We start from the raw sequence: 25,984 nt of genomic DNA, 5'->3' as shown, positions 1-25,984 counted from the left end.
CAGAAGCGTTGATTTTATGCCGGCAATTATTGAGCAACTTCATGAGCTGTCGTGGGCGGAAGAGTTCAGTCATCGCACTCTGGATAAGGCTCGCAGATACGCTGTAGAAAACCGGGTACAAATCCGCGAAATCGAGGACGCTCTCGTTCTCGCCATCTGCAAAGGTTCCCAAGGGAATATCTACGAACAAGCCATTGAACTCATTGAAGACCCGAATGGTGATTTTGAGCTGGTTTGCTCTTGTTCGTGTCCAGTGGTGATCAATTGCAAACACTGCGCAACCGTGCTTTTTAACCTGCAAGAACTCCCCGTGGACTCGTTCAAAAGCACTGCCTCAGTCCAAATGAATCGCGAATTGGAGCGCTGGCTCAATGATATTCCTCGCGACGTTCCGGATCGCGAAGGAGCTGCGCAGAGCACCGGCACGTGCTGGGTCTACAAACTCAAAGCAACGTCCACTACAGGCAAGTGGTTGCTGGAAATTTACAAGGCTCGTCAGCTCAAGGATGGCCGCCTGCAGGACATCAAATCGGTGTACTCGCCGTCAGACGCACTGATGCGAGAGCCTGGCTATCTGTCCGAGCTTGATCTGCGAATCGCAAGATTGCTGGTCGCCGTCCACTCCCAGCATTCGTTTTACAGCGGCTATCCCCTGCAAGGCAGCAGTGGTGCCGAAGTTCTTCAATTGGCATTGAAAACCTCGCGCCTGTACCTCGACTTCGAACAATTGCAGCCGGTGATAGCTGGAAAGAGCAGGGCTGCGCAGTTTGACTGGACCGAGCAAGCCAGCGGCAGCTTCCGTCCTCAGTGGTGTAGTGAGGAAGCGCCTGAAGAAACAATTCTTGCGCTGGAGCCTTTGTACTACCTGGATCGCGAACGGATGGAGGTTGGGCTACTGCTAAGCGAGCTGGACGAAAAGCTGGCCTGCCATCTGTCATTGGTCCCTGACATTCCCGCACGTCAGGCGATGCAGTTCAGCCATCGGATGAGTGCTGTGACTCGAGTCGTGCCTCCACCGCATGCCCTGACCGAGCGGGTCGTCGATGACGTCGAACCCCAAGCCCACCTGACTCTTGCGAGCTATTTGCAGAGAAATAAACGCTGGCAGTACGAGCCCGAGCATCGCGCAGCATTGGCATTTACCTACAACGGCCACATGGCGGCGGACAAAAAATCCTCAGAAGTACTGATACTGTCCGGCACCGAAACCCAGCGCATTCAACGCAAACCCGTGGCTGAAAAAGTCTTGCGCCAAGCCTTGCAAAAACATGGCTTCAAAAAGGCCACCCGTAAAAGTGATGCGCTACCCGATAGTGCAGGCGAAATGTTCGATTTGCCGGATGACTCGGCTTGGCTGACTTTTGTGCAATCCGGGGTCCCGGCGCTCAGAGAGGCAAATTGGCAGGTCCGTATCAACGAGGGCTTTCATTTCAATTTGCAGCCTATAGATGAATGGTATGCCGATGTCGAGGAATCTCCGGGACGCGAGTGGTTCGATCTGCAGTTGGGTATCGTGGTCAATGGGGAGCGCCACAGTTTACTGCCCATCCTGCTGCAATTGTTGCGCAGACAGCCGCAACTGTTGAACCCGGCAGAGCTGGCCATGCGTGACGATGACGATCACGTGCTGATCGATCTCAACAGTGGGCAGTTGGGTGCCAGGCCAGGCATAAAAGTTGCGTTGTCCCTGGGGCGGATCAAGCCATTAATGGCAACGCTCGGCGAGTTGTATTTGGGCGTGAGCAGCAGTGCCTCGTTACGCTTGAGTGCCCCTGATGCCGCGCGATTGAGTGAGTTGGAGGGGTTGCCGCTGGTCTGGCAGGGCGGCGAGCGTTTGCGCAGTTTCGCGAAACGCTTGCGTGAGTCGACTCATAGGAACGTTGCTGTTCCGGAAGGCCTCAACGCCACATTGCGGCCTTATCAGCATGAAGGTCTGAACTGGATGCAGACCCTTCGTGAGCTTGAGGTCGGCGGTATCCTTGGCGACGACATGGGCCTGGGCAAGACCTTGCAAACACTGGCTCATTTACTAGTGGAGAAGCAGGCAGGTCGGCTCGATCTTCCGGCACTCGCGGTGATGCCGACCAGCCTCATTCCCAACTGGCTCGACGAAGCGGCACGCTTCACCCCGCAGCTGAAAGTCTTGGCGCTGCATGGCGCCACTCGGCAAAAGGACTTCATCAACCTTGCCGAATACGATTTGGTGCTGACCACATATGCGTTATTTCCGCGTGATCTTGAGGTTTTGCAACCACAGGTCTGGAGCGTGCTGATTCTCGATGAAGCGCAGAACATCAAAAATCCGCTCAGCAAAGCCGCTCAGGCTGCCCGTGGTCTGGAGGCCCGGCAGCGTTTATGCCTGTCCGGCACGCCGTTGGAAAATCATCTCGGCGAGCTATGGTCACTGTTTCACTTCCTGTTGCCCGGCTGGCTTGGCGACAGTAAAGCCTTCAATCGCGACTACCGCACCCCGATCGAGAAACACGGCAATAGCGAACGGATGCAGCACCTGACAGCCCGGATAAAGCCCTTTCTGCTACGCCGCAAGAAAGAACAGGTCGCCACCGAGTTGCCGCAAAAAACCGAGATCGTGCATTGGATCGAACTCAGCGATGGGCAGCGTGATGTTTATGAAACCGTGCGCGTGGCGATGGACAAGAAGGTGCGTGACGAAATTGCCCGCAGCGGCGTTGCGCGTAGCCAGATCATCATCCTCGACGCTTTGCTGAAGTTGCGTCAGGTGTGCTGCGATCTGCGGCTGGTCAAAATGTCCCTGACGGCGAAAGCTCTGCGTGCGGGCAGCGGCAAGTTGATCGGCTTGATGGAGATGCTGGAGGAGTTGCTCAGTGAAGGACGCAAGATTTTGCTGTTTTCGCAGTTCACTTCGATGCTTGCATTGATTGAGGAAGAATTGCTGCATCGTGGTGTTGGCTATGCGTTATTGACTGGCGAAACGACTGATCGGCGCACGCCAGTCAAAGACTTCCAGAGCGGCAAGGTGCCGTTGTTCCTGATCAGTCTGAAGGCGGGTGGTACGGGGCTTAATCTGACCGCGGCCGACACGGTGATTCACTTCGATCCGTGGTGGAACCCTGCTGTTGAAAATCAGGCCACCGATCGTGCTTACAGGATCGGTCAGGACAAACCGGTGTTCGTTTACAAGATGATTGCCCGGGGCACGGTGGAGGAGAAAATACAGGCACTGCAACAGGAGAAGGCGGCGTTGGCCGGGGCTGTGCTTGAAGGTGGGACGACTGGGGGGTGGAAGCTTGAGCAGAGCGACATTGAAGCGCTGTTTTCGCCGTTGCCTGATCCCAGGTCCTGATATCCGGTCTTTTCAGGAAATCCGAGGTGACTCCATCGCGGGCAAGCCTTGCTCCTACAGGTTTAAGGTTGACCAACAATATTGCGATCGACTCAAATCTCGTAGGAGCAAGGCTTGCCCGCGATGACGATTTAATAATCGCCGCTATTTTTCAAACTTGTCCGGCAACGGCGCAAACAACGCTTCAATATCATCACTCTGCAACTTCCAGTCCCCGGTCTTGCGTCCATCCAGCACACCAGCCGCCAAGTCGGATTTTTCCTTCTGCAGATGCTGAATCTTCTCTTCCACCGTGCCCCGGGCAATCATCTTGTAGACGAACACCGGTTTCTCCTGGCCAATGCGATACGCCCGGTCAGTCGCCTGATTTTCCGTCGCCGGGTTCCACCACGGATCGTAGTGAATCACCGTGTCGGCTTCGGTCAGGTTCAGGCCGACGCCACCCGCCTTCAGGCTGATCAGAAAGATCTGACGCTTGCCGCTCTGGAAGTCTTTGACCGGGGCGCGCCGGTCGCGGGTCTGTCCGGTCAGTAGCGCATAATCGACTCCGCGTTTTTTCAGCTCATCTTCAATCAACGACAGCATCGAAGTGAACTGCGAGAACAGCAGAATCCGCCGACCTTCATCGAACAATTCCTCAAGCATTTCCATCAGGCTGTCGAGCTTGCCCGACGTGCTGCCGCGAGTGGGCAGGGTGGCATCGTTGACCAGCCGAAGATCGCAGCAGACTTGGCGCAGTTTCAGCAGCGCCTCAAGAATGATGATCTGGCTGCGCGCCACGCCCTTGCGGGTGATCTCGTCGCGGACTTTCTTGTCCATCGCCAGGCGCATGGTTTCGTACACGTCGCGCTGGGCTTCGTTGAGCTCGACCCAATGGATGATTTCGGTTTTCGGCGGCAACTCGGTCGCCACTTGTTCCTTGGTTCGACGCAGCAGGAACGGTTTTATCCGGCCGTTGAGGTGCTGAAGTCGTACTTCGCTGGCGCGCTTTTCGATCGGCACGCGGTAATCGCGGTTGAAGCTTTTCACGTCACCCAGCCAGCCGGGCAGCAGGAAGTGAAACAGCGACCACAGTTCACCCAAGTGGTTTTCCAGCGGCGTGCCGCTCAGGCACAGACGCTGACGGGCATTCAACTCGCGGGCAGCATGGGCGGCCTTGCTGTTGGGATTCTTGATGTATTGCGCCTCATCCAGAACCAGTACGTGCAGTGGCTGCGCGGCCAAGCGTTCGACGTCCTTGGGCAGCAACGCATAGGTGGTCAGGATCAGGTCGTAATCGGCCAGCGTGTCGAAATGCTTTTTGCGACTGGCGCCGTACAGTGCCAGCACTTTGAGTTGCGGCGTGAAGTGCGCCGCTTCATCCAGCCAGTTGGGGATCAGGCTGGTGGGCATCACCACCATGCACGGCCGATCGAGGCGTCCGGCGTTCTTCTCGCAGAGAATGTGCGCCAGGGTCTGTAGGGTTTTGCCCAGACCCATGTCGTCCGCGAGAATCCCGCCGACTTCCAGTTGTCGCAACGACTGCATCCAGCTCAGGCCTTCCAGCTGATAGGGGCGCAAGGTCGCGTTCAAGCCTTCCGGTGCGGTCGCGGTGAAGTCCTTGATGTCCCGCAGCCGTTGGGCAAAGGTGCGAATTTGCTCGCCGCCCTCCCAAAGCAACGGCAGGTCTTCCAGCGGATTCAGGCGCGTGGCATCGGCCTTGCTCAAGCGCAGCGTCGTTTCGCCGGGGCCTTGCAGGTAGAACTCGCCGAGGGTCGCCAGCACCGGTTTCAATCGGCCGAAGGGCAGGGCGACTTGCAGCGGGCCGTACTCAGAGTTCGGGCGATTGGGAATGTTCACCAGGATCAACTCGTCGTCGCGACGTCGGGCGAGGCGTTCCGGATTGAGGATCTCGGTGTGAGAGCGCATCAGGTTGAGCAGGATCGGTAGCAGACTCAGTCGCTCGCCGTTGACGATGATTCCCAGTTCCAGATCGAACCAGTCGCGCTCCGGTGCCTGTTCAACGGTGGCGTACCAATCGTCCACGGTAGTCAGGTCGAAACCGAAGTCTTCGTCGATCTGCAACTCCCAGCCCTGAGTGCGCAGCTTCGGCAGTTCATTGAGGGTGAAGGTCAGCCAGGCGCTGTCGTTGACCATCTCGAACAGTTCGCCCGCACTTTCCGGCAAGGCCTTGCTTTGCCGGGTGGCAACTTTGAAACCGAGGATTCGCAGCTGTTCCCTGTAGGTCTGTTCGACTTCCGGGTGGCGTTTTATCCTTAATGTTTGCGTCTCCTGACGAATCAGGATGTCAGCGTTCTTCTGCCCGGAAACGTATTCATCCAGATAGCTGAAAGACAGCGCCGCGCGATGCTGAATATAACGCTGCATCTTGCCGTTGCGCGGTTCGAAGGCGCTGAACTCGATGCTTGCCAGCCACAGGCGCGGCACCGGTTGCACGTTATCCACCAGCACTTGTGGCGGCGCCTTCGGGCTGCGGTTTTCCAGTACGGCTTGAAGTTTCTCGAGTAGTTCGGCGTCTTGCGCGGCAGCGGGATAAGCCAGGGTTTCCTGCACTTTCAGCAGCACTGCCGCGCAGTGCTTGCAGTTGCTGTGGACCGGGCAGGTGCAAGTGGCATCGATCATCAGCAACGTGGCTTTGGCTGACTCGCGCAAGCGAATGGTCTGACGGTAAACGTTACCGCCAGAGCCCTCGCAAGCGGCAATGATCGTGGCGTCGCCGGCCTCGACGATCCTGACGCGGTTCTCCAAAGCGTAGCGGCGGCCACGCTCCAGGCTCTGTTCCTTGAATCGGCTGACCCAGGAAGGTGCCAGGGGTTTGCTCAGGGGCGGGGGCATAAGGACTTCAATCAGTCCGGAATTTCATCGGGGACTGGCCGAGGCGCAGGGGAAGTCAGCGAGGTGATCTTGATCAGCAGGCCGAGATGGCCGTTGTCGAGGAAGTTCAGCTGGCCGTTCTTGGTGTGGCTTTCCTGTTTCATGCGTTCGCTGGCGGTGACCATGCCGTTGGCGTCGATCTGGTTGACCCAGAAGTCGGCGTCGACGTCGGTGAAGCGTCCCAGTTTCATGCTCAGCGTGCCCTCGATCGGGAACTGGCCGAACTGTTCTTTGCCCTCGCTGATCGCAACTTTGCTGGCCTCTTCGCCAAGGTTCTGTTGCCAGGCCTTGTGCAGCAATACCGTGTATTGATTGCTGGCGGTGAGTTTTTCCACTTCAGCATTGAGGCTCGGTGTACGCAGGCTGTCGGGGTTGATGGATTGAGCTCCGGCAGCCCAGTCTTCGGGTGCGGCGCGGCTGACGATCGCCGGCACCGCGTTTTGGCGGACCAGAATCATTTCTATCTGATACAGGTCATCGGCAAACGTCGTTGGCGCAACCAGGGTCATCAACAGGATCAGTGAGCGAAACAGGCGCATGCGGCGTCCTTCAAGCAGTTTTTGGAATGAGGTGCTCAAACAGCGCCTCTACAGTATTAAAGCGCTCTTCCGGGCGCTCCATTGGCACCTGGAATTTAAACATCGTGGCGCCTTCGAATTTGTAGCGTTTGGGCTGGCTCTGGATCAGTTTGATCAGCGTCAGCGGGTCAACCGGGGTTTGCGTCGCGAACTCGATTCGGCCACCTTGCGGGCCGCCGTCGACTTTCTTGATGCCCAGTAGCTCGGCCTGCAATTTCAGCGCGGTAATGCGCATCAGGTTCTTGGTCGGTTCCGGCAACAGGCCGAAACGATCGATCATCTCCACCTGCAAGTCCTTGAGGCCTTCCTCGTCGGTGGCCGAGGCGATGCGTTTGTAGAGAATCAGTCGGGCGTGTACGTCTGGCAGATAGTCCTCGGGAATCAACGCCGGTACTCGCAGATTGACTTCCGGACCACCGCCGAGCGGCTGGTCGAGGTTTGGTTGTTCGCCCTTGCGGATCGACTTCACCGCGCGCTCGAGCATCTCCATGTACAGCGTGAAACCGACTGCCTGAATCTGCCCGCTCTGCCCGTCGCCGAGCAATTCGCCGGCGCCACGGATTTCCAGGTCGTTGGTGGCGAGCACGAAGCCCGCGCCGAGGTCCTGGGTATTGGCGATCGCTTCGAGCCGCTTTTCCGCGTCGGGAGTGATCTGTTGGCGCGGCGGTGTCAGCAGGTAAGCATACGCCTGGTGGTGACTGCGACCGACCCGGCCGCGCAACTGGTGCAACTGCGCCAGGCCGAACTTGTCGGCACGCTCGATGATGATGGTGTTGGCGCTCGGCACGTCAATGCCGGTCTCGATGATGGTCGAGGCGATCAGCACGTTGAAGCGCTTGTGGTAGAAGTCGCTCATCACTTGTTCGAGATCGCGTTCACGCATCTGCCCGTGGCCGATGCCGATCCGTGCTTCCGGCACCAGTTCGGCGAGGTCGGCGGCGCATTTCTCGATGGTCTTCACGTCGTTGTGCAGGTAATAGACCTGACCGCCACGCAACAGCTCACGAAGCAAGGCCTCTTTGACCGTGCTCTTGTTCTGCTCCATGACGAACGTCCGTACCGACAGGCGACGGGCCGGCGGCGTGGCGATGATCGACAGGTCACGCATGCCCGACACCGCCATGTTCAACGTTCGCGGAATCGGCGTGGCGGTCAGGGTGAGGATGTCGACTTCACTGCGCAGGGCCTTGAGCTGTTCCTTCTGACGGACACCGAAACGGTGCTCTTCGTCGATGATCACGAGCCCCAGGTTTTTGATTTTCACGTCGTCCTGCAGCAGTTTGTGCGTGCCGATGACGATGTCGATCTTGCCTTCGGCCAGGTCCGCGACCGCAGCGTTTACTTCCTTGGTCGATTTGAAGCGACTCATCACTTCCACGCTCACCGGCCAGTCGGCGAAGCGGTCGCGGAAGCTGTTGTAGTGTTGCTGGGCGAGCAGGGTGGTCGGCACCAGAATCGCCACTTGACGACCGCCATGCACCGCGATGAACGCTGCACGCATCGCCACTTCGGTCTTGCCGAAACCGACGTCGCCGCAGACCAGACGGTCCATCGGTTTCGGCGCGAGCATGTCGGTGCGCACGGCTTCGATGGTGGTTTGCTGGTCCGGGGTTTCTTCGAACGGGAAGCCGGCGCTGAAGGTCGCGTAATCGGCTTTCGGGTCGGCGAACGCATAACCTTCGCGAGCGGCGCGACGGGCATAAATGTCGAGCAGCTCGGCGGCCACGTCGCGCACCTGTTCGGCGGCTTTGCGTTTGGCTTTCTGCCAGGTCTCGGAGCCGAGACGGTGCAGCGGGGCCAGGGCATCGTCGCTGCCGGTGTATCGGGCGATCAGGTGCAGGTTGGCAACCGGCACGTAAAGCTTGGCGTTTTCGGCGTATTCGAGGGTCAGGAATTCGGCGGCCTGACTATCGATTTCCAGAATCGTCAGCCCGAGATAGCGACCGACGCCGTGATCAATGTGCACCACCGGCGCACCTTCGCGCAGCTCGGTGAGGTTCTTGATGACGGCATCGTTGTTGGCATCAGCGCGTTTCTCGCGGCGACGGCGCTGCATCACGCGCTGACCGAACAACGGGCTTTCGGCGACCAGGGCCAGGGCCGGGTCGTCAAGCACCAGACCTTCGTCGAGCGGCGCAATGGTGATCGCCAGGCGCTCCTTGCTCGCGACAAAGTCCGGCCAGCTGTCGACGGTTTTCGGTCGCAGCTTCAAGCGTTCCAGCAACTCCAGCAACACTTCTCGACGGCCCGCGGACTCGGCGGTAAACAGCACGCGACCGGGAAACTCGTCGAGGAAACCCGCCAGCGCCGCCAACGGTTGGGTGGCCTTGGCTTCGATGGCCAGGTTCGGCAGCTCCCGAGCGGGGAAGCGCTCGCGACCGACGCCGGTTTCCACGTCCTGTTGACTGGCGACCACGCGCGGCCAGTTTTTCAGGCGAGCGAAGCAATCTTCCACCGGCAGGAACAACTCGGCCGGCGGCAATAAAGGACGGGCCGGATCGACGCGACGTTCTTCATAGCGATTGCGCACGTCGTTCCAGAAGTTTTCCGCCGCCTGCTCGATGCCGGGCAGGGAAAACACTTGCGTGTCCTGCGGCAGGTAATCGAACAGCGTGGAGGTTTCGTCGAAGAACAGCGGCAGGTAGTACTCGATACCGGCCGGGGTAATCCCGCTGCTCAAGTCCTGGAAGATCGGGCAGCGACGGAAGTCGACATCGAAACGCTCGCGGAAGCGCGCCTTGAAGCGGGTGACCGCATCCTTTTGCAGCGGAAACTCTCTCGCTGGCAGGAGGCGTACCGTTTCTACCTTGTCGATGGAGCGCTGGTTTTCCGGATCGAAGGTACGAAGGGTCTCGATTTCGTCGTCGAACAGGTCAATTCGGAAAGGCAGTTTGCTGCCCATCGGGAACAGGTCGATCAACGAGCCGCGCACGGTGAATTCGCCATGCTCGTAGACGGTATCGACGTAGCGATAGCCGCTGGCCTCAAGCCGGGTGCGCATTTGCTCGACATCGAGCTTCTGGCCGATGTCCAGCACCAGGCTGCTGCCGAGCAGGAATTTGGTCGGTGCCAGGCGATGCAGGGCCGTCGTGATCGGCACGACCAAAACGCCATGACTCAGCTCCGGCAATCGATACAACGCGGAGATTCGCTGGGAAATAATGTCCTGGTGCGGCGAAAACAGATCGTAGGGCAGGGTTTCCCAGTCCGGGAAATGCAGCACCGGCAAATCCGGGGCGAAGAAACTCAGCTCCTGTTCCAGCCGTTCGGCACTTTGGCTGTCGGCGGTCAGTAGCAGGGTAAAGCGCTTGGCAGCGCTGGCGGCCTCGGCAATGGCCAGGCTCAGGGCGGCACCGGGCAGGTTGCCCCAGTGCTGTTTACCTGCCGCGGCAGGGAGAAGCGGTAGACGCAGAACGGGCACGGAAGGTTGAGCTCCAAGCGTTGCGACAAAGTCGGTAATTGTAGCGGTCCCGGGTGCCGCCTGTCAGTTGCAGATGTGTCTATTACGCAGGTTGGGCGAAATGTAGTGGTAAAGACAAAATCGGCCCGTTTTTTAGTAAAAAAGACTGAATATGTAGTGGCAAAACGACTGAGTGTTACGGAGGGTTACAGACAAGACAGCGTTATCTCCCAAAAAATGACTGCGCTGCAGGCCACGGTTTTATTGGGCTTGAGCCGTGCGTCATTTTTTTGAAGCGGATTTTGTTACTGACCGTGCGACAGGCGCGCATTGCTACGGGAGGCACTCGGCGGCATAATGTAGCCCCTTTTTTCTGCCCCTACATGTGGAAGGTTCCCGTGACTCAGAAGCCCGACCAGTGTCTTGGTGAATGGATCGACCGTGAAGCACTCGCAGAAGCGATGATTCCGCTTATCGGTCAGCTCTACCGCAATAACAACGTGGTGAGCTCGATCTATGGCCGCAGTCTGATCAACCAGTCTGTCATCGCGATTCTCAAAGCTCACCGCTTTGCTCGCCATCGCCAGTCCGATGACAGCGAATTGTCCGTCCACGAAACATTCCCGCTGCTCAAGGCAATGAGCGAGCTCAAGCTCGGCGCTGCTTCGGTAGACCTGGGCAAGCTAGCAGTCAAATTCAAGGCTGAAGGCAATGGCCGTACCGCCGAAGCGTTCGTCCGTGACGAACTGGTCGATGTGGTCGGCAAGCAGAATGGTTCCGGCCGTACCGGCACCGACGTTGTCCTGTATGGCTTCGGTCGTATCGGTCGTCTGCTGGCGCGCATCCTGATCGAGAAAACCGGTGGTGGCGACGGCCTGCGTCTGCGCGCCATCGTTGTCCGCAAGGGCGCCGAGAACGATCTGGTCAAACGTGCCAGCCTGCTGCGTCGCGACTCGGTGCACGGTTCGTTCAATGGCACCATCACCATTGATGAAGCCAACAACACCATCACCGCCAACGGCAACCTGATCCAGGTTATCTACGCGAAGAACCCGACTGAAGTGGACTACACCCAGTACGGCATCAAAAATGCGCTGCTGGTGGACAACACCGGTGTATGGCGTGACGCCGACGGCTTGGGCCAGCACCTGGCCTGCCCGGGTATCGACCGCGTTGTTCTGACCGCGCCTGGCAAAGGCAAGCTGAAGAACATCGTTCACGGTATCAACCACGGTGAAATCACCGCTGATGACAAGATCGTGTCCGCCGCTTCCTGCACCACCAACGCCATCGTGCCGGTGCTGAAAGCTGTGAATGACAAGTTCGGCATCATCAACGGTCACGTCGAAACCGTTCACTCGTACACCAACGACCAGAACCTGATCGACAACTTCCACAAAGGCGATCGCCGTGGCCGTAGCGCCGCGTTGAACATGGTGATCACCGAGACCGGTGCTGCCACCGCTGCTGCCAAGGCTTTGCCTGAACTGGCCGGCAAGCTGACCGGTAACGCGATCCGCGTTCCGACGCCAAACGTGTCGATGGCCATTCTCAACCTGAACCTTGAGAAAGCCGCCACCCGTGAAGAGATGAACGAGTACCTGCGCTACATGGCGCTGCACTCCGATCTGCATAAGCAAATCGACTACGTCAATTCGCAGGAAGTGGTTTCCACCGACTTTGTTGGTTCGCGCCACGCAGGCGTTGTGGACGCTGAAGCGACCATCGTTCAGGACAACCGCGTTGTTCTGTACGTCTGGTACGACAACGAGTTCGGTTACAGCTGCCAGGTAGTCCGCGTGATGGAAGACATGGCCGGTGTAAACCCGCCTGCATTCCCGCGCTAAGCGTTAGCTGCACATGAGAACGCCCCGACTTTGGTCGGGGCGTTTTTGTTTGGTGCGGTTTGGTCAGTTGCAGGTGTGTTGTCGGTGTTGGCCTCTTCGCGAGCAAGCCCGCTCCCACATTTGATCGAGTTGTCCCGGCGGACGCGGTCAAATGTGGGAGCGGGCTTGCTCGCGAAGGCGATGGATCAGGCGCCGCCGACTACTGCCGCTTGCGCAGTCCGCAACTCATGACGATTGCCCCGGAACAACACCAGCGTCGCAATCAACCCCAGCACCGCCGCACCACTGAGCCATATCCCTGGCGCAGCCTTGTTATCCAGCACATGAATCAAGTACGTACAGGCCGCCGGCGTAAACCCGCCGAAGGTCGCGGTTGCCAGGCTGTAGGCCAAAGAGAATCCAGTCGTACGAACTTCCACCGGCATTATCTCGGTCAGCGCCACGACCATGGCGCCGTTATAGGAGCCATACAGGAACGACAGCCACAACTCGACGATCAGCAAGTGGCTGAAGCTCGGGTTTGCTACCAGCCACGACAGGGCGGGGTAGGCGGTGAGGATCGCCAGAATCGTCGCCGCCAACAGCAAGGGTTTGCGTCCGATCCTGTCGGACACAGCACCCATGACCGGCAGCCAGAAGAAGTTCGACAGACCAATGCACACCGTCACCAGCAGCGCGTCCAGGTCCGACAAATGCAGTTCGGCTTTGCCGAAGGTCGGGGTGTAAGCGGTGATCAGGTAGAACGACACCGTGGTCATCACCACCAACGCCATGCCGGCGAGGACGATGCCGAAGTTCTGACCAATCGAGCGGACGATGTCTTGCAGGGTAGGGCGGTGCTTACGCGCCTGGAATTCCGGGGTTTCTTCCAGCGAGCGTCGAATCACGAAGATCACCGGCACGATCATGCACCCGATCAGAAACGGCACGCGCCAGCCCCAGTCGCCCATTTGTTCCGGGCTGAGCCAGTGGTTCAAACCCACACCGAGCAGGCCGGCGAATACCACCGCCGCTTGCTGACTGGCGGACTGCCAACTGACAAAGAAGCCTTTGCGGCCCGGGGTGGAAATCTCGGCGAGGTAGACCGACACACCACCCAGTTCCACGCCGGCCGAGAAACCTTGCAGCAGGCGACCGAACAGCACGATCAGCGGCGCCGCTACACCCAGCGTGGCGTAACCCGGCACGCAGGCAATCAGGACCGTGCCGGCGGCCATCATCGCGAGGGTGATGATCAGGCCTTTCCGTCGACCATGGCGATCGATATAGGCACCGAGGAAAATCGCCCCCAATGGGCGCATCAGGAAGCCGGCACCGAAGGTGGCCAGCGATAACATCAGGGAAGCGAAAGCGCTGTCGGCGGGGAAGAAGGTTTTAGCAATGGCCGTGGCGTAAAAGCCGTAGACCATAAAGTCGAACATCTCGAGAAAGTTACCGCTGACAACGCGAAAAATCGCTTTGCCTTTGCTCGTATTGGAAGACATTTGTAGGTACTCACGCTGGTAAATCTTGTTTGAAACTGACGGGCACAGGCAGCCCTCGCTCCCATGCACTCTGAGGCCCATAATGGCGGGCGCGGTTTTGAGGGGGGATGAAGAATTGTTAACTGGACGGTGGAGTGGACTTCTGGTGCTGGCTGGCATTTTGTCCGGTTGTGGCAACGGCGACAGCCTGGAACGCTTCGACGGCCCGACCATGGGCAGTCGTTATTCCATTCAATACGTAAGACATTCCTCCACGCTCGGGCCGAAAGCGGTGCAGGTCGAAGTAGAAAATATCCTCGCCGAAGTGGATCGACAATTCTCGACCTATCGCAGCGACTCGGACACCGTACGCTTCAATGCACTGCCGGCCGGTCGCTGTCAGGTCATGCCTGGCCCTGTGCTCGAATTGATCCGTGTGGGCGAGCAATTGTCATCCCAAAGCGACGGCTCCTTCGACTTGACGGTGGAGCCGCTGCTCAACCTGTGGGGATTCGGGCCCCAGTCCCGGGAAGAAAAAGTGCCGACCGCCGACGCCTTGGCCCTGACGCGACAGCGCGTTGGATATGGTCACTTACGCATCGACGGCGATCAGTTGTGTAAAGATGCCGCGGTGGAAGTCGATTTCAACAGTCTCGCCGCTGGCTATGCTGTCGACCGGATCGCCGGGAGGCTCGAGGCCTTGGGCATCGACAGTTACCTCGCCGAAGCCACCGGCGAACTCAAGGCCGCCGGCAAGAAACTCGACGGTTCACCGTGGCGCATCGCCCTGGAAGAACCCCGTAACGATCAGCAAGTGGCCGAGCGCATTATCGCTGTCGACGGCTACGGTGTTTCCACTTCCGGCGATTACCGCAACTATTTCGAGCAGGACGGTCGGCGTTATTCCCACACCTTCGATGCCCGCACCGGGGCACCGGTCCTACACACCCTGGCGTCAGTCACAGTAATTCATCCTTCAGCGTTGATGGCCGATGGACTATCGACGCTGTTGCTGATTCTGGGTCCTGAAAGGGGTTGGGACTATGCCGAAACGCATGACATCGGTGCATTCTTTGTGATTCGTGCCGATACAGGATTCGTCACACGAACCACGCAGGCTTTTGAACGCCTGAGTGGCGGAAAAACCGAGTGATCACGGCGATTCAAGCAGCAAAGACTGGCGTTGTAGTGCAGGCAAAACTAGCCTACGACGCGACCAAGGGTTAATGTGCGCGGCGTTGACGCTTATATAGACTGTGTCCGGGTTCTACACTGGCCCCAAATTGTTCCTTCACGCCGCAGATCGGCGTGATTTAGCCGCAGGTGCCGAGGGCGCCGCGGCCTGTTCTGAGGAGTATGCATGGCTGTCTACAACTACGACGTGGTGGTGTTGGGTTCCGGCCCGGCGGGAGAAGGCGCGGCAATGAACGCCGCCAAAGCAGGGCGCAAGGTGGCGATGGTTGATAGCCGTCGCCAGGTCGGCGGCAACTGCACCCACCTGGGCACCATCCCGTCCAAGGCACTGCGTCACTCGGTCCGGCAGATCATGCAGTTCAACACCAACCCGATGTTCCGGGCCATTGGTGAGCCACGCTGGTTCTCGTTCCCGGACGTGTTGAAAAGCGCTGAAAAAGTCATCTCCAAACAAGTCGCATCGCGCACTGGCTACTACGCCCGTAACCGCGTCGACGTGTTCTTCGGCACCGGCAGCTTCGCTGACGAGCAAACCATTGAAGTGGTCTGCGCCAACGGCGTGGTCGAAAAACTGGTGGCCAAGCACATCATCATCGCCACCGGCTCGCGCCCTTATCGTCCGGCGGACATCGATTTCCACCACCCGCGTATCTACGATAGTGACACCATCCTCAGCCTAGGCCACACCCCGCGCAAACTCATCGTTTACGGCGCTGGCGTGATTGGTTGTGAGTACGCTTCGATCTTCAGCGGTCTGGGTGTATTGGTTGAACTGGTGGATAACCGCGGTCAGTTGCTGAGCTTCCTCGACTCGGAAATTTCCCAGGCCCTGAGCTACCACTTCAGCAACAACAACATCACGGTTCGCCACAACGAAGACTACGACCGCGTCGAAGGCGTGGACAACGGCGTGATCCTGCACCTCAAGTCCGGCAAGAAGATCAAGGCCGACGCCTTGCTCTGGTGCAACGGTCGTACCGGCAACACCGATCAGTTGGGCCTGGAAAACGTCGGCGTGAAGGTCAACAGCCGTGGCCAGATCGAAGTCGACGAGGCCTACCGTACCTGCAAGCCGAATATCTACGGCGCCGGTGACGTGATTGGTTGGCCGAGCCTGGCCAGTGCTGCTCACGACCAGGGTCGTTCGGCCGCTGGCAGCATCGTTGACAACAATAGCTGGCGCTTCGTCAACGACGTGCCGACCGGCATCTACACCATTCCGGAGATCAGCTCGATCGGCAAGAACGAGCAGGAGCTGACTCAGGCCAAGGTGCCGTACGAAGTGGGCAAGGCGTTCTTCAAGGGCATGGCGCGTGCACAGATCGCCGGTGAGCCTCAGGGCATGCTGAAGATTCTGTTCCACCGCGAAACCCTGGAAGTGCTGGGCGTTCACTGCTTCGGTTATCAGGCGTCGGAGATCGTTCACATCGGTCAGGCGATCATGAACCAGCCGGGCGAACTGAACACGCTGAAGTACTTCGTCAACACGACGTTCAACTACCCGACCATGGCCGAAGCCTATCGGGTAGCGGCGTACGATGGCCTCAACCGGCTTTTTTGAGCGGCTCCGGCCGGTGGCCTGAGCCGGCCGGGGAGACCGATTTCAGCAATTCTCGAGCGTGGCGCTGGCCAAACCGGGAAAGTCTGTAATCAGGCTGTCAACGCCGAAGTCGGCGAGTCTGCGCATTAGCGCGGGCTCGTTGACTGTCCATACCGACACATGCAGCCCCTGACGCTGCGCCTTCTGCAGGCGTTCCGGCGTACACAGGGTCCAGTTCAGCGCCAGAATCTCACAGCCATAGCTTTGCGCGACCTTCAACGGGTCGAGCCAGGCGTATTCGGCCACCAATCCGCGGGACACATCCGGCACGAAGTCCAGGGCAGCTTTCAATACTTCCCGCGAACTCGAGGTGATCGTGACCTTGTCGAGCAAGCCGAAACGCTGAGCCATTTCGCGAATCGCCAGCACGGTAGTCGCAGCGCGGGTGCGTGAAGCGCTTTTGACTTCCAGTTGCCAGTGCTCGAAATCGCATTTCTCGAACAGTTCTTCCAGTGTTGGAATCGGGCACGGTTTGATCCAGCCCGGTCCGCTAGTGCGCGCGTCGTAGGTCACCAACTCGGCCGCCGTGTGTTCGACGACTTTGCCGCGACGGTCGGTGGTGCGCTTGAGCGTCGGGTCGTGGATGACCATCAACTCGCCGTCCATGGACAGGTGCAAGTCCAGTTCGCAGCGGCGCACGCCGTGCTTGAGGCATTGCTGAAAACTGGTCAGCGTATTTTCCGGTGCTTCGCCCTTGGCGCCGCGATGGCCGTAGATGAGAGTCACGGTTCTTCCTTAAATTAAATGCCTGATTCGTTTTGTTCGCGGGCCAGGCGTCGATCCTGGGCCTGCTTCTGCAAAATGTAGCGGGCCAGCAATTGGCGCTGGGCATCGGTCGGGTACTCGAACTCGGTGCCGACGTCGTAGCCGTCGCCTTTGCGATCGCAATGGGTGACCCGGGCTCGTAACAGGAGTCCGAGGGCTTGCGGCATCAGCACCAGTTTGACCGACAGGTGTGCGTCCTCGGCAATGGGCGTCGGATGCTGAAATTCGATTCCGCCTTCGGAAATGATCACCGGCTGCGGCTCGCCGATCTGCCCGAGTACGGTGATTGCGATCACCTGGCTGAGCAAATCGATGCGTTTATTCTGGGATTTCAGGAACGCCGCGAGATTCCGGTCGCGCTCACTGATCTGGCGCAGCAGGTGCTGTGACTCGAATTCGCTCAGGTGCAGTTCGCTGAGCAAGTTGAACAGAGGGGAAGCATCCTGCAACACTTCCTGGCCTGCGGCTTCGGGAGCGGACAGGGGCCGAATTTCCAGTGCGATCGTGTCCTCGATACGGTAGTATTCGCGGCGATCTTCTTCATCTAATGTCGACATGGCGAACCCATGGTAGCGGCGGTGGTCTGAGTGTAAAGCTGGTTATCGACCCCCGCCACAAGGACGTTCCTTTTCCCTCCGAACAAGCCCCGACATGTTCAGACCTCTCTTCGTATTTATTGGCACGCGTTATACCCGTGCAAAGCGTCGCAATCATTTTGTGTCATTCATTTCCCTGACCTCGATGATCGGACTCGCCCTTGGCGTGGTCGTGATGATCGTGGTGCTGTCGGTCATGAATGGCTTCGATCATGAGATGCGCACCCGCGTGCTGGGCATGGTGCCCCACGCGACCATCGAGTCCGGTGAACCGATCAACGACTGGCAAAGCCTGGCCGCCAAGGTCAAGCAGAACCCGCAGGTGACGGCCGTGGCGCCGTTTACCCAGATGCAGGGGTTGCTGACCAACAACGGCAAGGTGTCCAAAGTCCTGCTCAATGCCATCGACCCTGCGCTGGAACGGCAGGTCTCGATCATTGATAACTTCATGCAGCAGGGCAAACTCGATGACCTGGCGCCGGGCAGTTTCGGCATCGTCATTGGTGACAAGGCCGCGGCCAAGTTGGGTGCGGCGATCGGTGACAAGCTGACGTTTGTGGCGCCGGAAGTCACCGTGACCCCGGCCGGGATGTTCCCGCGCATGAAACGCTTTACCGTGGTCGGCATCTTCCATGTCGGCGCCGGTGAGCTGGACGGTTATCTGGGCATCACCAATCTGCAGGATCTGGCCAAGCTGCATCGCTGGAAACCGGATCAGGTCCAGGGCATCCGCCTGAAGTTCGACGACCTGTTCCAGGCGCCACGCGTGGCGTGGAGCATCGCCCAGCAACTTGGCGAAGACCATTTCTATGCCCGCGACTGGACACGTACCCACGGCAATCTGTATCAGGCGATCCGCATGGAAAAAGCCATGATTGGTTTGCTGTTGCTGCTGATCGTCGCTGTTGCCGCGTTCAATATCATTTCCACGCTGGTGATGGTGGTGAACGACAAGAAGGGCGACATCGCGATTCTGCGCACCCTTGGCGCCACGCCGGGTTCGATCATGGCGATCTTCATGGTGCAGGGCACCGTCATTGGTGTGGTCGGGACGCTGATCGGCGCCGTGGTCGGGATCTTCGCCGCGCTGAACGTCAGCGCCGCGATCTCGGCCCTCGAAGGTCTGATCGGGCACAAATTCCTCAACGCCGACGTGTACTTCATCGATTACCTGCCGTCGCAAGTGCAGAGCCAGGATGTGTTGATGGTCTGCGCCGCCGCGTTGGTCCTGAGTTTCCTCGCCACCCTGTATCCAGCCTGGCGTGCCGCGCGCACCCAGCCTGCGGAGGCGCTACGTTATGAGTGAGTTGGGCATGAGTGATAAAGCAATCTTGAGCTGCCGCGACCTGGGCAAATCCTACGAGGAAGGCCCGGAGTCGGTAGAGGTTCTGGCTGGCCTGCAACTGGAGCTGCATCCGGGTGAGCGCGTGGCGATTGTCGGCACGTCGGGCTCGGGCAAAAGTACCTTGCTCAACCTGCTGGGCGGCCTTGATACACCAACCAAGGGCAGCGTCTGGCTGGCCGGCGAAGAGCTGTCGGCGCTGAACGAAAAGGCTCGCGGTTTGCTGCGCAATCGGTCGCTGGGTTTCGTTTACCAGTTCCACCACTTGCTGCCGGAGTTCACCGCGCTGGAAAACGTCTGCATGCCGCTGCTGATCGGTAAGACGGCTATTCCGGAAGCGCGTCAGCGGGCGACGGCATTGCTGGAGCGGGTAGGGCTGGGCCATCGCCTGGAACACAAACCGGCCGAATTGTCCGGTGGTGAACGTCAGCGCGTGGCCATCGCCCGCGCCCTGGTGAACAAACCAGGCCTGGTGATGCTCGACGAGCCGACCGGCAACCTCGACTCCCACACCGCCCAGGGCATTCAGGATTTGATGCTGGAGCTCAGCACCTCGATGCGCACGGCGTTCCTGGTGGTGACTCACGACATGAACCTGGCCCGCCAGATGGATCGCGTCCTGCATCTGCAGGAAGGTTACCTGACGCCCATCTGATTGACCGAAACCCGACGTACTGAACAGTACGTCGGGTCTTTTATTTTTATACGGTGCCCAGCGAATGTTCAGACCGTTATCGATCTTTATCGGCGCGCGCTATACCCGCGCCAAGCGCCGCAATCGCTTTGTTTCCTTCATCTCGATGACCTCGATGATCGGCCTCGCCCTGGGCGTGCTGGCGATGATCGTGGTGCTGTCGGTCATGAACGGCTTCCAGCGCGAAATGAGCTCGCGCATCCTCGGCATGGTGCCTCACGCGACTATCGTCGGCGTCAATCCGATCGATGATTGGCAGCCCGTCGCCGCTGCGGCCATGAAGAATCCTGAAGTGACAGCCGCCGTGCCGTTCACCGAGATGGAAGGCATGCTGTCCTACAAGGGGACGATGCAGCCGATCCAGGTCAGTGGCGTTGATCCGGCGCTGGAAGGCAAGGTGTCGATCGTTGCCCAGCACATTGTTCAGGGCCGTCTCGATGCCTTGAAGCCGGGTGAGTTTGGTGTGGTGATCGGCGAGATCACGGCACGTCGCTTCCGCTTGAACGTCGGCGACAAGATCACTCTGATCGTGCCGGAAGTCAGCACTGCGCCGGGCGGCATCACCCCGCGCATGCAGCGGTTGAACGTGGTCGGCGTGTTCAAGGTCGGTGCCGAGCTGGACGGTTCCATGGCGCTGATCCACGTGGCCGATGCCGCGCAGATGCAGCACTGGGCGCCGAATCAGGTACAGAGCGTGCGCCTGGCGGTAAAGGATTTGTACGCTGCGCCGAAGGTTTCCAGCGATATTGCTGGCGGGCTGGGCACCGCTTACAAGGCTGACGACTGGACTCACACACAGGGCAGTCTGTTCAGTGCGATGAAGATGGAAAAAACCATGATCGGTCTGCTGTTGTTGATGATCGTCGCCGTGGCGGCGTTCAACATCATCGCAACCCTGATCATGGTGGTGAACGACAAAGGTGCGGACATCGCGATCCTGCGCACCATCGGCGCCACGCCGCGGCAGATCATGGCGATCTTCATGGTGCAGGGCACCGTGATCGGGGTTGTCGGTACGTTGATTGGTGGTGTGCTTGGCGTGATTGCGGCGCTGAACGTCAGTGAACTGGTGGGCTGGATGGAGCGGGTCAGCGGGCAGCACATCTTCAGTTCAGACGTGTACTTCGTCAGCAACTTGCCGTCCGAACTGCAGGGGGCGGATGTGGTGCTGATTTGCTCCGCCGGGTTCATTCTGAGCTTCCTCGCCACCGTTTACCCGGCATGGCGTGCGGCGAAAGTCGAGCCGGCTACCGCGTTGCGGTATTCGTAAGCCACCCATGATCGTTCCCACGCTCTGCGTGGGAATGCCTCAACGGACGCTCCGCGTTCGGCTTTGGATGGGACGCAGAGCGTCCCGGGCTGCATTCCCACGCAGAGCGTGGGAACGATCAAGTTCGCGGCAACTCAATCACAAACCTGGTCCACCCGTTATCCGATTCGCAACGAATCTGCCCGCCATGGGCGCGGATGATTGACTGAGTGATCGCCAACCCCAGTCCCGCATGTTCACTGCTGCCTTCCTGGCGCGCCGGATCAGCCCGGTAGAAGCGATCAAATAAACGCGGCAGCAACGCCCCGTCAATTCCATCGCCGCTGTTCTCGACGGTCAGGCTCAACCCCTTAGGCTGATCAACAATCCGCACCCGAACCTCGCCTTCGACCGGTGTAAACCGCAGCGCATTGTCCAGCAAATTGGACAGCGCCCGACGCAACATGCTGCGATCGCCCTCCAGGCGCGCACTGCCTTCACGACTCAACCTGACCTGAGCGTCCTCCGCCAACGGCGCAAAAAATTCCAGCAACAGATCCGCTTCTTCCGCCAGCTCCAGCGGTTCGCGCTTGGGCATCAACAACCCGTGGTCAGCCTTGGCCAGGTACAACATGTCGTTGACCAGTTGCGCCATCCATTGCAGCTCTTCGAGATTGCTATGCAGTGCTTCGCGATAATCCTCGATGGGACGTGGGCGGGTGAGGGTGACCTGGGTGTGAGTCAGCAGGTTCGACAATGGCGTGCGCAATTCATGGGCGATGTCGGCGGAGAAGGCCGAGAGCCGCTGAAAAGAGTCGTCGAGGCGTCCGAGCATGGCGTTGAAGTTGTGGGCCATTTCCGCGAGTTCTGGCGGCATGTTTTCTTCGGGCAAGCGTGCATTGAGCGACTGCGCTGAAACGCCGCTGGCAACCGCACTCATGCGCCGTAACGGCCGCAACCCACTGCGTGCGGCCCAGGCGCCGAGCAGGGCGGTGGCCAGCGCCGACAAACCGACTGTCAGCCAGATCAGGTGCTGCATGCGTTGCAGAAAGTGCTGGTGATGGGTGATGTCCAGCAGCAAGGTCAACTGCGGCGAGTCAGGTTTGTCGAGGTACAACGGAGCGTTGAGGACGCGGTAGTCGGTCCCTTCGCTGCTCACCGTGGACAAACCCGGTTGGGTCGGCAATGCCTGGGGCAGGTGCGTCGAGCTGTCATACCAGTGCTTGCCGTCGCTGCCAGTGATCCGCAGCGACAGATCAGCCTGTCGGCTCAATTCATCGGCCAGTTTGACTTCGCTTTCACTCGACTGAATGTCATGAAGTGCCCTACGCAACCCAATCAACTTGCCGTCCAGCAATTGCTGATCGAGTTCAACGAAATGCGCTTCACTGGCCCGGCTGAACAACACCCCGGCAAACAGCGACACCACGGCGGTGCACGCCGCAAACAGCAGCGCCAGGCGACTGCTTAACGAAAGTCGGCGCATCAGGCGGGGCGCTCTTCAAGGACGTAACCCATGCCGCGCACGGTGTGAATCAACTTGTTGGGGAATTCATCGTCGATCTTCAGGCGCAAACGACGGATCGCCACTTCGATGACGTTGGTGTCACTGTCGAAATTCATGTCCCAGACCTGGGACGCGATCAACGACTTGGGTAGGACTTCGCCTTGCCTGCGCAGGAGCATTTCCAGCAGGGCGAATTCCTTGGCCGTCAGGTCGATGCGCTGACCGCTGCGTTCGACCCGGCGGCGGATCAGGTCCAGACGCAAGTCCGCCAGTTGCAGGCTGGTTTCCTGAGGTGTGGCGTTGCCACGGCGCAACAGGCTGCGGACCCGGGCCAGCAGTTCGGAGAAGGCGAACGGTTTGACCAGGTAATCGTCGGCGCCCAGTTCGAGGCCGTGGACCCTGTCCTCCACCGCGTCGCGCGCTGTCAGAAACAGTACCGGCGTGTCGAGGCCGGCACCGCGCACCGCTTGCAGAATCTGCCAGCCATCGCGACCGGGCAGCATCACATCAAGGATCAACAGCGCGTAATCGCCGGTCAACGCCAGTTGCTGGCCGGTGCTGCCGTCCGCCACCAGTTCAGTATTGAAACCGGCTTCGGTCAGGCCTTGGCGCAAGTAGTGGCCGGTTTTCGGTTGGTCTTCGACGATCAGCAGTTTCATGGGCGACTCGAGGTAAATGGAACGAACGCTTTATACCGTGGGCGGCGTTAATACAGGTCAACCTGACAAAGTTGTAATCCGGCTGTCAGGTTACGGGCAGTCGCAGCAGTTTAGAGTTTTCCACAGGCTGAACCTTATCTTGTTGGAGTACGACTATGTTTTTGCGCAAATCAATGGTGCGCGTTGCGTGTTTGCTGGCGTTGAGCTCGCCGGCGTGGGCTTCTCCGGCGCATACCTACGACTTCGGCCAGCCGGCCCCCGCGGCCAAGGCGACTCGCAGCGTTGAATTCGTCATGGGCGACATGTCGTTTACGCCGAAGGCGATTGATATCAAGGCCGGTGAGACGGTTCGTTTTGTGTTGGTGAATAAAGGTCAGTTGTTGCACGAATTCAACCTCGGTGACGCGGCAATGCATGCCAAACATCAGCAGGAAATGATGAAGATGCAGCAGAGCGGCATGCTGATGCCTACAGGTATGAAGGAAATGGACCACGGCGCCATGGCCGGTATGGGGCATGGAATGAAACACGACGACCCCAACAGCGTGCTCGTCGAGCCGGGCAAAACCGCCGAGCTGACCTGGACCTTCACCAAGGCCACCAACCTGGAATTTGCCTGCAACATCCCCGGTCATTACCAGGCCGGCATGGTCGGCAAGATGACTGTCAGTCAGTAAGCACTCAAAGGCGGGAGCAAAGGCTGGTAGAATCCGCTGATTCTTCAGTCAGGTTTCCGCCATGCATCCCGCAGCCGAACACTCGCCGCTGGGCAAATCCAGCGAATACATCGCCACTTACACGCCGTCTCTGCTGTTCCCGATCCCGCGCACCGCGAAATGGGCCGAGCTGGGCCTGACGGCTGAAACCCTGCCGTACAAGGGCGTGGATTTCTGGAACTGCTTCGAGCTGTCGTGGCTGTTGCCGTCCGGCAAGCCAGTGGTGGCGATTGGCGAATTCACTATCCCGGCGGATTCGCCGAATATCATCGAATCGAAGTCGTTCAAGCTGTACCTCAACTCCCTGAACCAGACTCCATTTGCCGACACCGCGAGCCTTGAATCGACATTGGCGAAAGACCTGTCGGCCGCTGCCGGTAAACCGGTCGGCGTGCGGATTCGTAGCCTGAAGGACGTCGAAGCCGAAGGCGTCGTGGCGTTGCCGGGCGTGTGTATTGATGATCTGGACATCAGCGTCAGCAACTATGAGCATCCGCGTCCGGAACTGCTGCGTTGCGATGAATCGCGCATCGTGGAGGAGAGCGTGCACAGCCATTTGCTCAAATCCAACTGCCCGGTCACCAGTCAGCCGGACTGGGGTAGCGTAGCGGTGGAATACCGTGGCGCGGCGCTGGATCACGCGAGTTTGCTGGAATACATCGTGAGCTTCCGTCAGCACTCGGACTTTCATGAACAGTGCGTGGAGCGGATCTTTCTCGACCTGCAACGGTTGTTGAAACCGGAGAAATTGACGGTGTATGCGCGGTATGTGCGGCGCGGTGGCTTGGACATCAACCCGTATCGCAGCACCGAAACCGTTCAACTGCCAAACCACCGTCTGGTCCGTCAATGAAGATCTAATGTGGGAGCGGCGGTGCGGCGATCCGACTTGCTCGCGAAGAAGTCAGCACATTCAACATAAATGGTGACTGACACTCCGCATTCGCGAGCAAGCCCGCTCCCACAAGGGATTGCATTGCAAGTCGCAGACAATAAAAAGCCCCGCTATCACTAGCGGGGCTTTTTTGCATCTGGGGGTCAGATCCCCATATTCGCCAGGGCTTGCACGATGTTGCGCAAGGTGCCGGCAAGGGTCGGGTGTTCGATTTCGAAGCGTTCAACGGCCAGGTTCACATTGTCGGCGAGGCTGGAGTCCTGGGTTTTGGTTTCGAGCTCCAGTTCCAGTTCGATCTGTTGCATCAGCGCGCGCAGGTCTTCGCGCTCGGCTTCGGTCAGCGGTGGATTCTGTTCCAATTGCTCGCGCAGAGTATTGAGCTGTTGTTGCAGTTCGCGGGCAGGCATGGCGTTCTTCCTTTTATCGATAGGCACTGGCATAGACCGCAGCAGCACGCCAAAGGTCTATGGCTTGACCTTTAGATTAATCCACTCGCGCGCAACCTGCATGATCTCGATCAGGGCTTTTCGCCCTTGAGCCGGCGCAGGCTGATGTCGGCCAGGCAGGTGTCGAGTTCACCGAGGTGATCGATCACCGAATGCACACCCAGGCCGAACAGTTGCACCGTTGCCTTGCCGCGTTTGAATTCCCGTTCCTGCTGAGTCAGCGCCTGCCATTCGTTGGGCGCCAGGCCGCAGAGTGAGCCGCAGGACGCCAGCCCAATCGTCCACAATCCGGCATTGAGCCCCGCTTGCAGCAATCGCGGTTCGCCGCTGACCAGCACGCAACCCTCCAGCCGTTCGACATTCAACGTCATCAAGGCTTGCCAGCAGGCATGCGGTGCCGGCCATGGATTGTTTGTTTCGGGGTGTTGCGAGGGTTTGATCCATGAAGGCAAGGCAGCCGCCAGGGAATGGCTGAGGGCAGGGGGGAGTTCATCGAGCCAGGCACAGGGAATCTGCTGATGCTGCAAGCTGCGCAGGCTATCCAGCGCGCCGGGCGTGGCCTCGGCGTGTATGGCAGAGGGGATGCCGTGTGCGCGTGTGCGGGCACCGAAATCCACCAGGCAACCACTGAGGCCGAACAGGACAGCGGTCAGGCTGGGCGCAATGTGGGGCAAGGTTTCGGCGTGCGGCATATCAACGTCCCTGAAATAGCCTCAAGGCTAGGGGGCGACGGTGACAGTTGAGTGACACTGATGTGAATCGCTCACAATCATCACGAATGATCCGTAGGCTGCCTCGCACGGTGCTGCCTTAAGCGGCTTTTCCGTCTTATAC

19 protein-coding genes are annotated in these 25,984 nt (G+C 59.1%); 9 read left to right on the top strand and 10 right to left on the bottom strand.

The annotated features are described in order from the left end of the window. The first annotated feature begins 16 nt into the window (after window positions 1-16). Window positions 17-3,325 (top strand): DEAD/DEAH box helicase, encoded by a 3,309-nt coding sequence (locus tag CKW16_RS12880; protein ID WP_095128747.1) that lies wholly within the window; start codon window positions 17-19, stop codon window positions 3,323-3,325. Window positions 3,326-3,469: 144 nt separating this feature from the next. On the opposite strand, the gene CKW16_RS12875 is transcribed toward CKW16_RS12880, so the two are convergent. From CKW16_RS12875 to mfd, 3 genes are read right to left on the bottom strand one after another with little or no spacing between them, the layout of a single operon-like run. Next, a complete protein-coding gene (locus CKW16_RS12875) occupies window positions 3,470-6,160 on the bottom strand; it encodes a DEAD/DEAH box helicase (RefSeq protein ID WP_095128746.1) in 2,691 nt (896 codons plus the stop codon). 11 nt (window positions 6,161-6,171) lie between these two features. Further along, complete coding sequence (locus CKW16_RS12870; RefSeq protein WP_095128745.1) at window positions 6,172-6,738, bottom strand: CsiV family protein; 567 nt, start codon at window positions 6,736-6,738, stop codon at window positions 6,172-6,174. 10 nt (window positions 6,739-6,748) lie between these two features. Beyond that, window positions 6,749-10,198 carry a transcription-repair coupling factor gene (gene mfd, locus CKW16_RS12865; protein ID WP_095128744.1) on the bottom strand — a complete coding sequence of 1,150 codons (3,450 nt, stop codon included), beginning with the start codon at window positions 10,196-10,198 and terminating at the stop codon, window positions 6,749-6,751. 362 nt (window positions 10,199-10,560) lie between these two features. Between mfd and CKW16_RS12860 the strand changes: the two genes are divergently transcribed. Continuing rightward, the gene (locus CKW16_RS12860) at window positions 10,561-12,024 is read left to right on the top strand and encodes a glyceraldehyde-3-phosphate dehydrogenase (RefSeq protein ID WP_095128743.1); all 1,464 of its coding nucleotides are present in this window, start codon (window positions 10,561-10,563) and stop codon (window positions 12,022-12,024) included. 185 nt (window positions 12,025-12,209) lie between these two features. Here CKW16_RS12860 and CKW16_RS12855 read toward each other — a convergent pair whose 3' ends face one another. Next, window positions 12,210-13,508, bottom strand: coding sequence for an MFS transporter (locus CKW16_RS12855; RefSeq protein ID WP_095128742.1), 1,299 nt, complete (start codon window positions 13,506-13,508; stop codon window positions 12,210-12,212). An 82-nt stretch (window positions 13,509-13,590) separates the two neighbouring features. Between CKW16_RS12855 and CKW16_RS12850 the strand changes: the two genes are divergently transcribed. Together CKW16_RS12850 and sthA are read left to right on the top strand one after the other, a co-directional pair. Further along, window positions 13,591-14,640 carry an FAD:protein FMN transferase gene (locus CKW16_RS12850; RefSeq protein WP_371918022.1) on the top strand — a complete coding sequence of 350 codons (1,050 nt, stop codon included), beginning with the start codon at window positions 13,591-13,593 and terminating at the stop codon, window positions 14,638-14,640. 207 nt (window positions 14,641-14,847) lie between these two features. Continuing rightward, the gene (gene sthA, locus CKW16_RS12845; RefSeq protein ID WP_046055269.1) at window positions 14,848-16,242 is read left to right on the top strand and encodes a Si-specific NAD(P)(+) transhydrogenase; all 1,395 of its coding nucleotides are present in this window, start codon (window positions 14,848-14,850) and stop codon (window positions 16,240-16,242) included. A 42-nt stretch (window positions 16,243-16,284) separates the two neighbouring features. On the opposite strand, the gene CKW16_RS12840 is transcribed toward sthA, so the two are convergent. Then, window positions 16,285-17,007 carry a glycerophosphodiester phosphodiesterase family protein gene (locus CKW16_RS12840; protein ID WP_095128741.1) on the bottom strand — a complete coding sequence of 241 codons (723 nt, stop codon included), beginning with the start codon at window positions 17,005-17,007 and terminating at the stop codon, window positions 16,285-16,287. Between the two features lie 14 nt (window positions 17,008-17,021). After that, the gene (locus tag CKW16_RS12835; protein ID WP_095128740.1) at window positions 17,022-17,603 is read right to left on the bottom strand and encodes a PilZ domain-containing protein; all 582 of its coding nucleotides are present in this window, start codon (window positions 17,601-17,603) and stop codon (window positions 17,022-17,024) included. 94 nt (window positions 17,604-17,697) lie between these two features. Here CKW16_RS12835 and CKW16_RS12830 point away from each other — a divergent pair, with 94 nt between their 5' ends. From CKW16_RS12830 to CKW16_RS12820, 3 genes are all read left to right on the top strand, one after another. Further along, window positions 17,698-18,948 (top strand): lipoprotein-releasing ABC transporter permease subunit, encoded by a 1,251-nt coding sequence (locus tag CKW16_RS12830; RefSeq protein ID WP_095128739.1) that lies wholly within the window; start codon window positions 17,698-17,700, stop codon window positions 18,946-18,948. A 7-nt stretch (window positions 18,949-18,955) separates the two neighbouring features. Next, entirely contained in the window at window positions 18,956-19,639 is a 684-nt protein-coding gene (gene lolD / locus CKW16_RS12825; RefSeq protein WP_176471549.1) for a lipoprotein-releasing ABC transporter ATP-binding protein LolD, read from the top strand. Window positions 19,640-19,703: 64 nt separating this feature from the next. Next, window positions 19,704-20,948: a lipoprotein-releasing ABC transporter permease subunit gene (locus CKW16_RS12820; RefSeq protein ID WP_095128737.1), complete on the top strand. Its 1,245-nt coding sequence runs from the start codon at window positions 19,704-19,706 to the stop codon at window positions 20,946-20,948. 118 nt (window positions 20,949-21,066) lie between these two features. Here the strand turns inward: CKW16_RS12820 and CKW16_RS12815 are convergent, their stop codons facing one another. After that, window positions 21,067-22,413: a heavy metal sensor histidine kinase gene (locus CKW16_RS12815; protein ID WP_095128736.1), complete on the bottom strand. Its 1,347-nt coding sequence runs from the start codon at window positions 22,411-22,413 to the stop codon at window positions 21,067-21,069. After that, window positions 22,413-23,093 carry a heavy metal response regulator transcription factor gene (locus CKW16_RS12810; RefSeq protein ID WP_008151374.1) on the bottom strand — a complete coding sequence of 227 codons (681 nt, stop codon included), beginning with the start codon at window positions 23,091-23,093 and terminating at the stop codon, window positions 22,413-22,415. Before CKW16_RS12810 ends, CKW16_RS12815 begins: the two co-directional genes overlap by 1 nt. 155 nt (window positions 23,094-23,248) lie before the next feature. Here CKW16_RS12810 and CKW16_RS12805 point away from each other — a divergent pair, with 155 nt between their 5' ends. Together CKW16_RS12805 and queF are read left to right on the top strand one after the other, a co-directional pair. Further along, window positions 23,249-23,770 carry a plastocyanin/azurin family copper-binding protein gene (locus CKW16_RS12805; RefSeq protein WP_095128735.1) on the top strand — a complete coding sequence of 174 codons (522 nt, stop codon included), beginning with the start codon at window positions 23,249-23,251 and terminating at the stop codon, window positions 23,768-23,770. Window positions 23,771-23,831: 61 nt separating this feature from the next. Then, complete coding sequence (gene queF, locus CKW16_RS12800; protein WP_095128734.1) at window positions 23,832-24,662, top strand: NADPH-dependent 7-cyano-7-deazaguanine reductase QueF; 831 nt, start codon at window positions 23,832-23,834, stop codon at window positions 24,660-24,662. A gap of 185 nt (window positions 24,663-24,847) precedes the next feature. Here queF and CKW16_RS12795 read toward each other — a convergent pair whose 3' ends face one another. Together CKW16_RS12795 and CKW16_RS12790 are read right to left on the bottom strand one after the other, a co-directional pair. After that, on the bottom strand, window positions 24,848-25,111 hold the full coding sequence (locus tag CKW16_RS12795; protein ID WP_095128733.1) for a DUF4404 family protein: 264 nt from the start codon (window positions 25,109-25,111) through the stop codon (window positions 24,848-24,850). Between the two features lie 110 nt (window positions 25,112-25,221). Further along, a complete protein-coding gene (locus tag CKW16_RS12790; protein WP_095128732.1) occupies window positions 25,222-25,842 on the bottom strand; it encodes a phosphatase in 621 nt (206 codons plus the stop codon). Window positions 25,843-25,984 lie beyond the last annotated feature (142 nt).

It is taken from the genome of Pseudomonas sp. Irchel s3h14 (assembly GCF_900187425.1).
Classification (GTDB): domain Bacteria; phylum Pseudomonadota; class Gammaproteobacteria; order Pseudomonadales; family Pseudomonadaceae; genus Aquipseudomonas.
The sequence above is the reverse complement of the archived record's forward strand: the minus strand, read 5'-3'. Positions and strand labels throughout refer to the sequence as shown.

What these genes read in the sequence shown, in the direction of transcription:
- CKW16_RS12880 (WP_095128747.1), top strand. Translation starts at nt 17, where the DNA reads ATGCCGGCAATTATTGAGCAACTTCATGAGCTGTCGTGGGCGGAAGAG.
- CKW16_RS12875 (WP_095128746.1), bottom strand. Translation starts at nt 6,160, where the DNA reads ATGCCCCCGCCCCTGAGCAAACCCCTGGCACCTTCCTGGGTCAGCCGA.
- CKW16_RS12870 (WP_095128745.1), bottom strand. Translation starts at nt 6,738, where the DNA reads ATGCGCCTGTTTCGCTCACTGATCCTGTTGATGACCCTGGTTGCGCCA.
- CKW16_RS12860 (WP_095128743.1), top strand. Translation starts at nt 10,561, where the DNA reads ATGTGGAAGGTTCCCGTGACTCAGAAGCCCGACCAGTGTCTTGGTGAA.
- CKW16_RS12855 (WP_095128742.1), bottom strand. Translation starts at nt 13,508, where the DNA reads ATGTCTTCCAATACGAGCAAAGGCAAAGCGATTTTTCGCGTTGTCAGC.
- CKW16_RS12850 (WP_371918022.1), top strand. Translation starts at nt 13,591, where the DNA reads ATGGCGGGCGCGGTTTTGAGGGGGGATGAAGAATTGTTAACTGGACGG.
- sthA (WP_046055269.1), top strand. Translation starts at nt 14,848, where the DNA reads ATGGCTGTCTACAACTACGACGTGGTGGTGTTGGGTTCCGGCCCGGCG.
- CKW16_RS12835 (WP_095128740.1), bottom strand. Translation starts at nt 17,603, where the DNA reads ATGTCGACATTAGATGAAGAAGATCGCCGCGAATACTACCGTATCGAG.
- CKW16_RS12830 (WP_095128739.1), top strand. Translation starts at nt 17,698, where the DNA reads ATGTTCAGACCTCTCTTCGTATTTATTGGCACGCGTTATACCCGTGCA.
- lolD (WP_176471549.1), top strand. Translation starts at nt 18,956, where the DNA reads ATGAGTGATAAAGCAATCTTGAGCTGCCGCGACCTGGGCAAATCCTAC.
- CKW16_RS12820 (WP_095128737.1), top strand. Translation starts at nt 19,704, where the DNA reads ATGTTCAGACCGTTATCGATCTTTATCGGCGCGCGCTATACCCGCGCC.
- CKW16_RS12815 (WP_095128736.1), bottom strand. Translation starts at nt 22,413, where the DNA reads ATGCGCCGACTTTCGTTAAGCAGTCGCCTGGCGCTGCTGTTTGCGGCG.
- CKW16_RS12810 (WP_008151374.1), bottom strand. Translation starts at nt 23,093, where the DNA reads ATGAAACTGCTGATCGTCGAAGACCAACCGAAAACCGGCCACTACTTG.
- CKW16_RS12805 (WP_095128735.1), top strand. Translation starts at nt 23,249, where the DNA reads ATGTTTTTGCGCAAATCAATGGTGCGCGTTGCGTGTTTGCTGGCGTTG.
- queF (WP_095128734.1), top strand. Translation starts at nt 23,832, where the DNA reads ATGCATCCCGCAGCCGAACACTCGCCGCTGGGCAAATCCAGCGAATAC.
- CKW16_RS12795 (WP_095128733.1), bottom strand. Translation starts at nt 25,111, where the DNA reads ATGCCTGCCCGCGAACTGCAACAACAGCTCAATACTCTGCGCGAGCAA.
- CKW16_RS12790 (WP_095128732.1), bottom strand. Translation starts at nt 25,842, where the DNA reads ATGCCGCACGCCGAAACCTTGCCCCACATTGCGCCCAGCCTGACCGCT.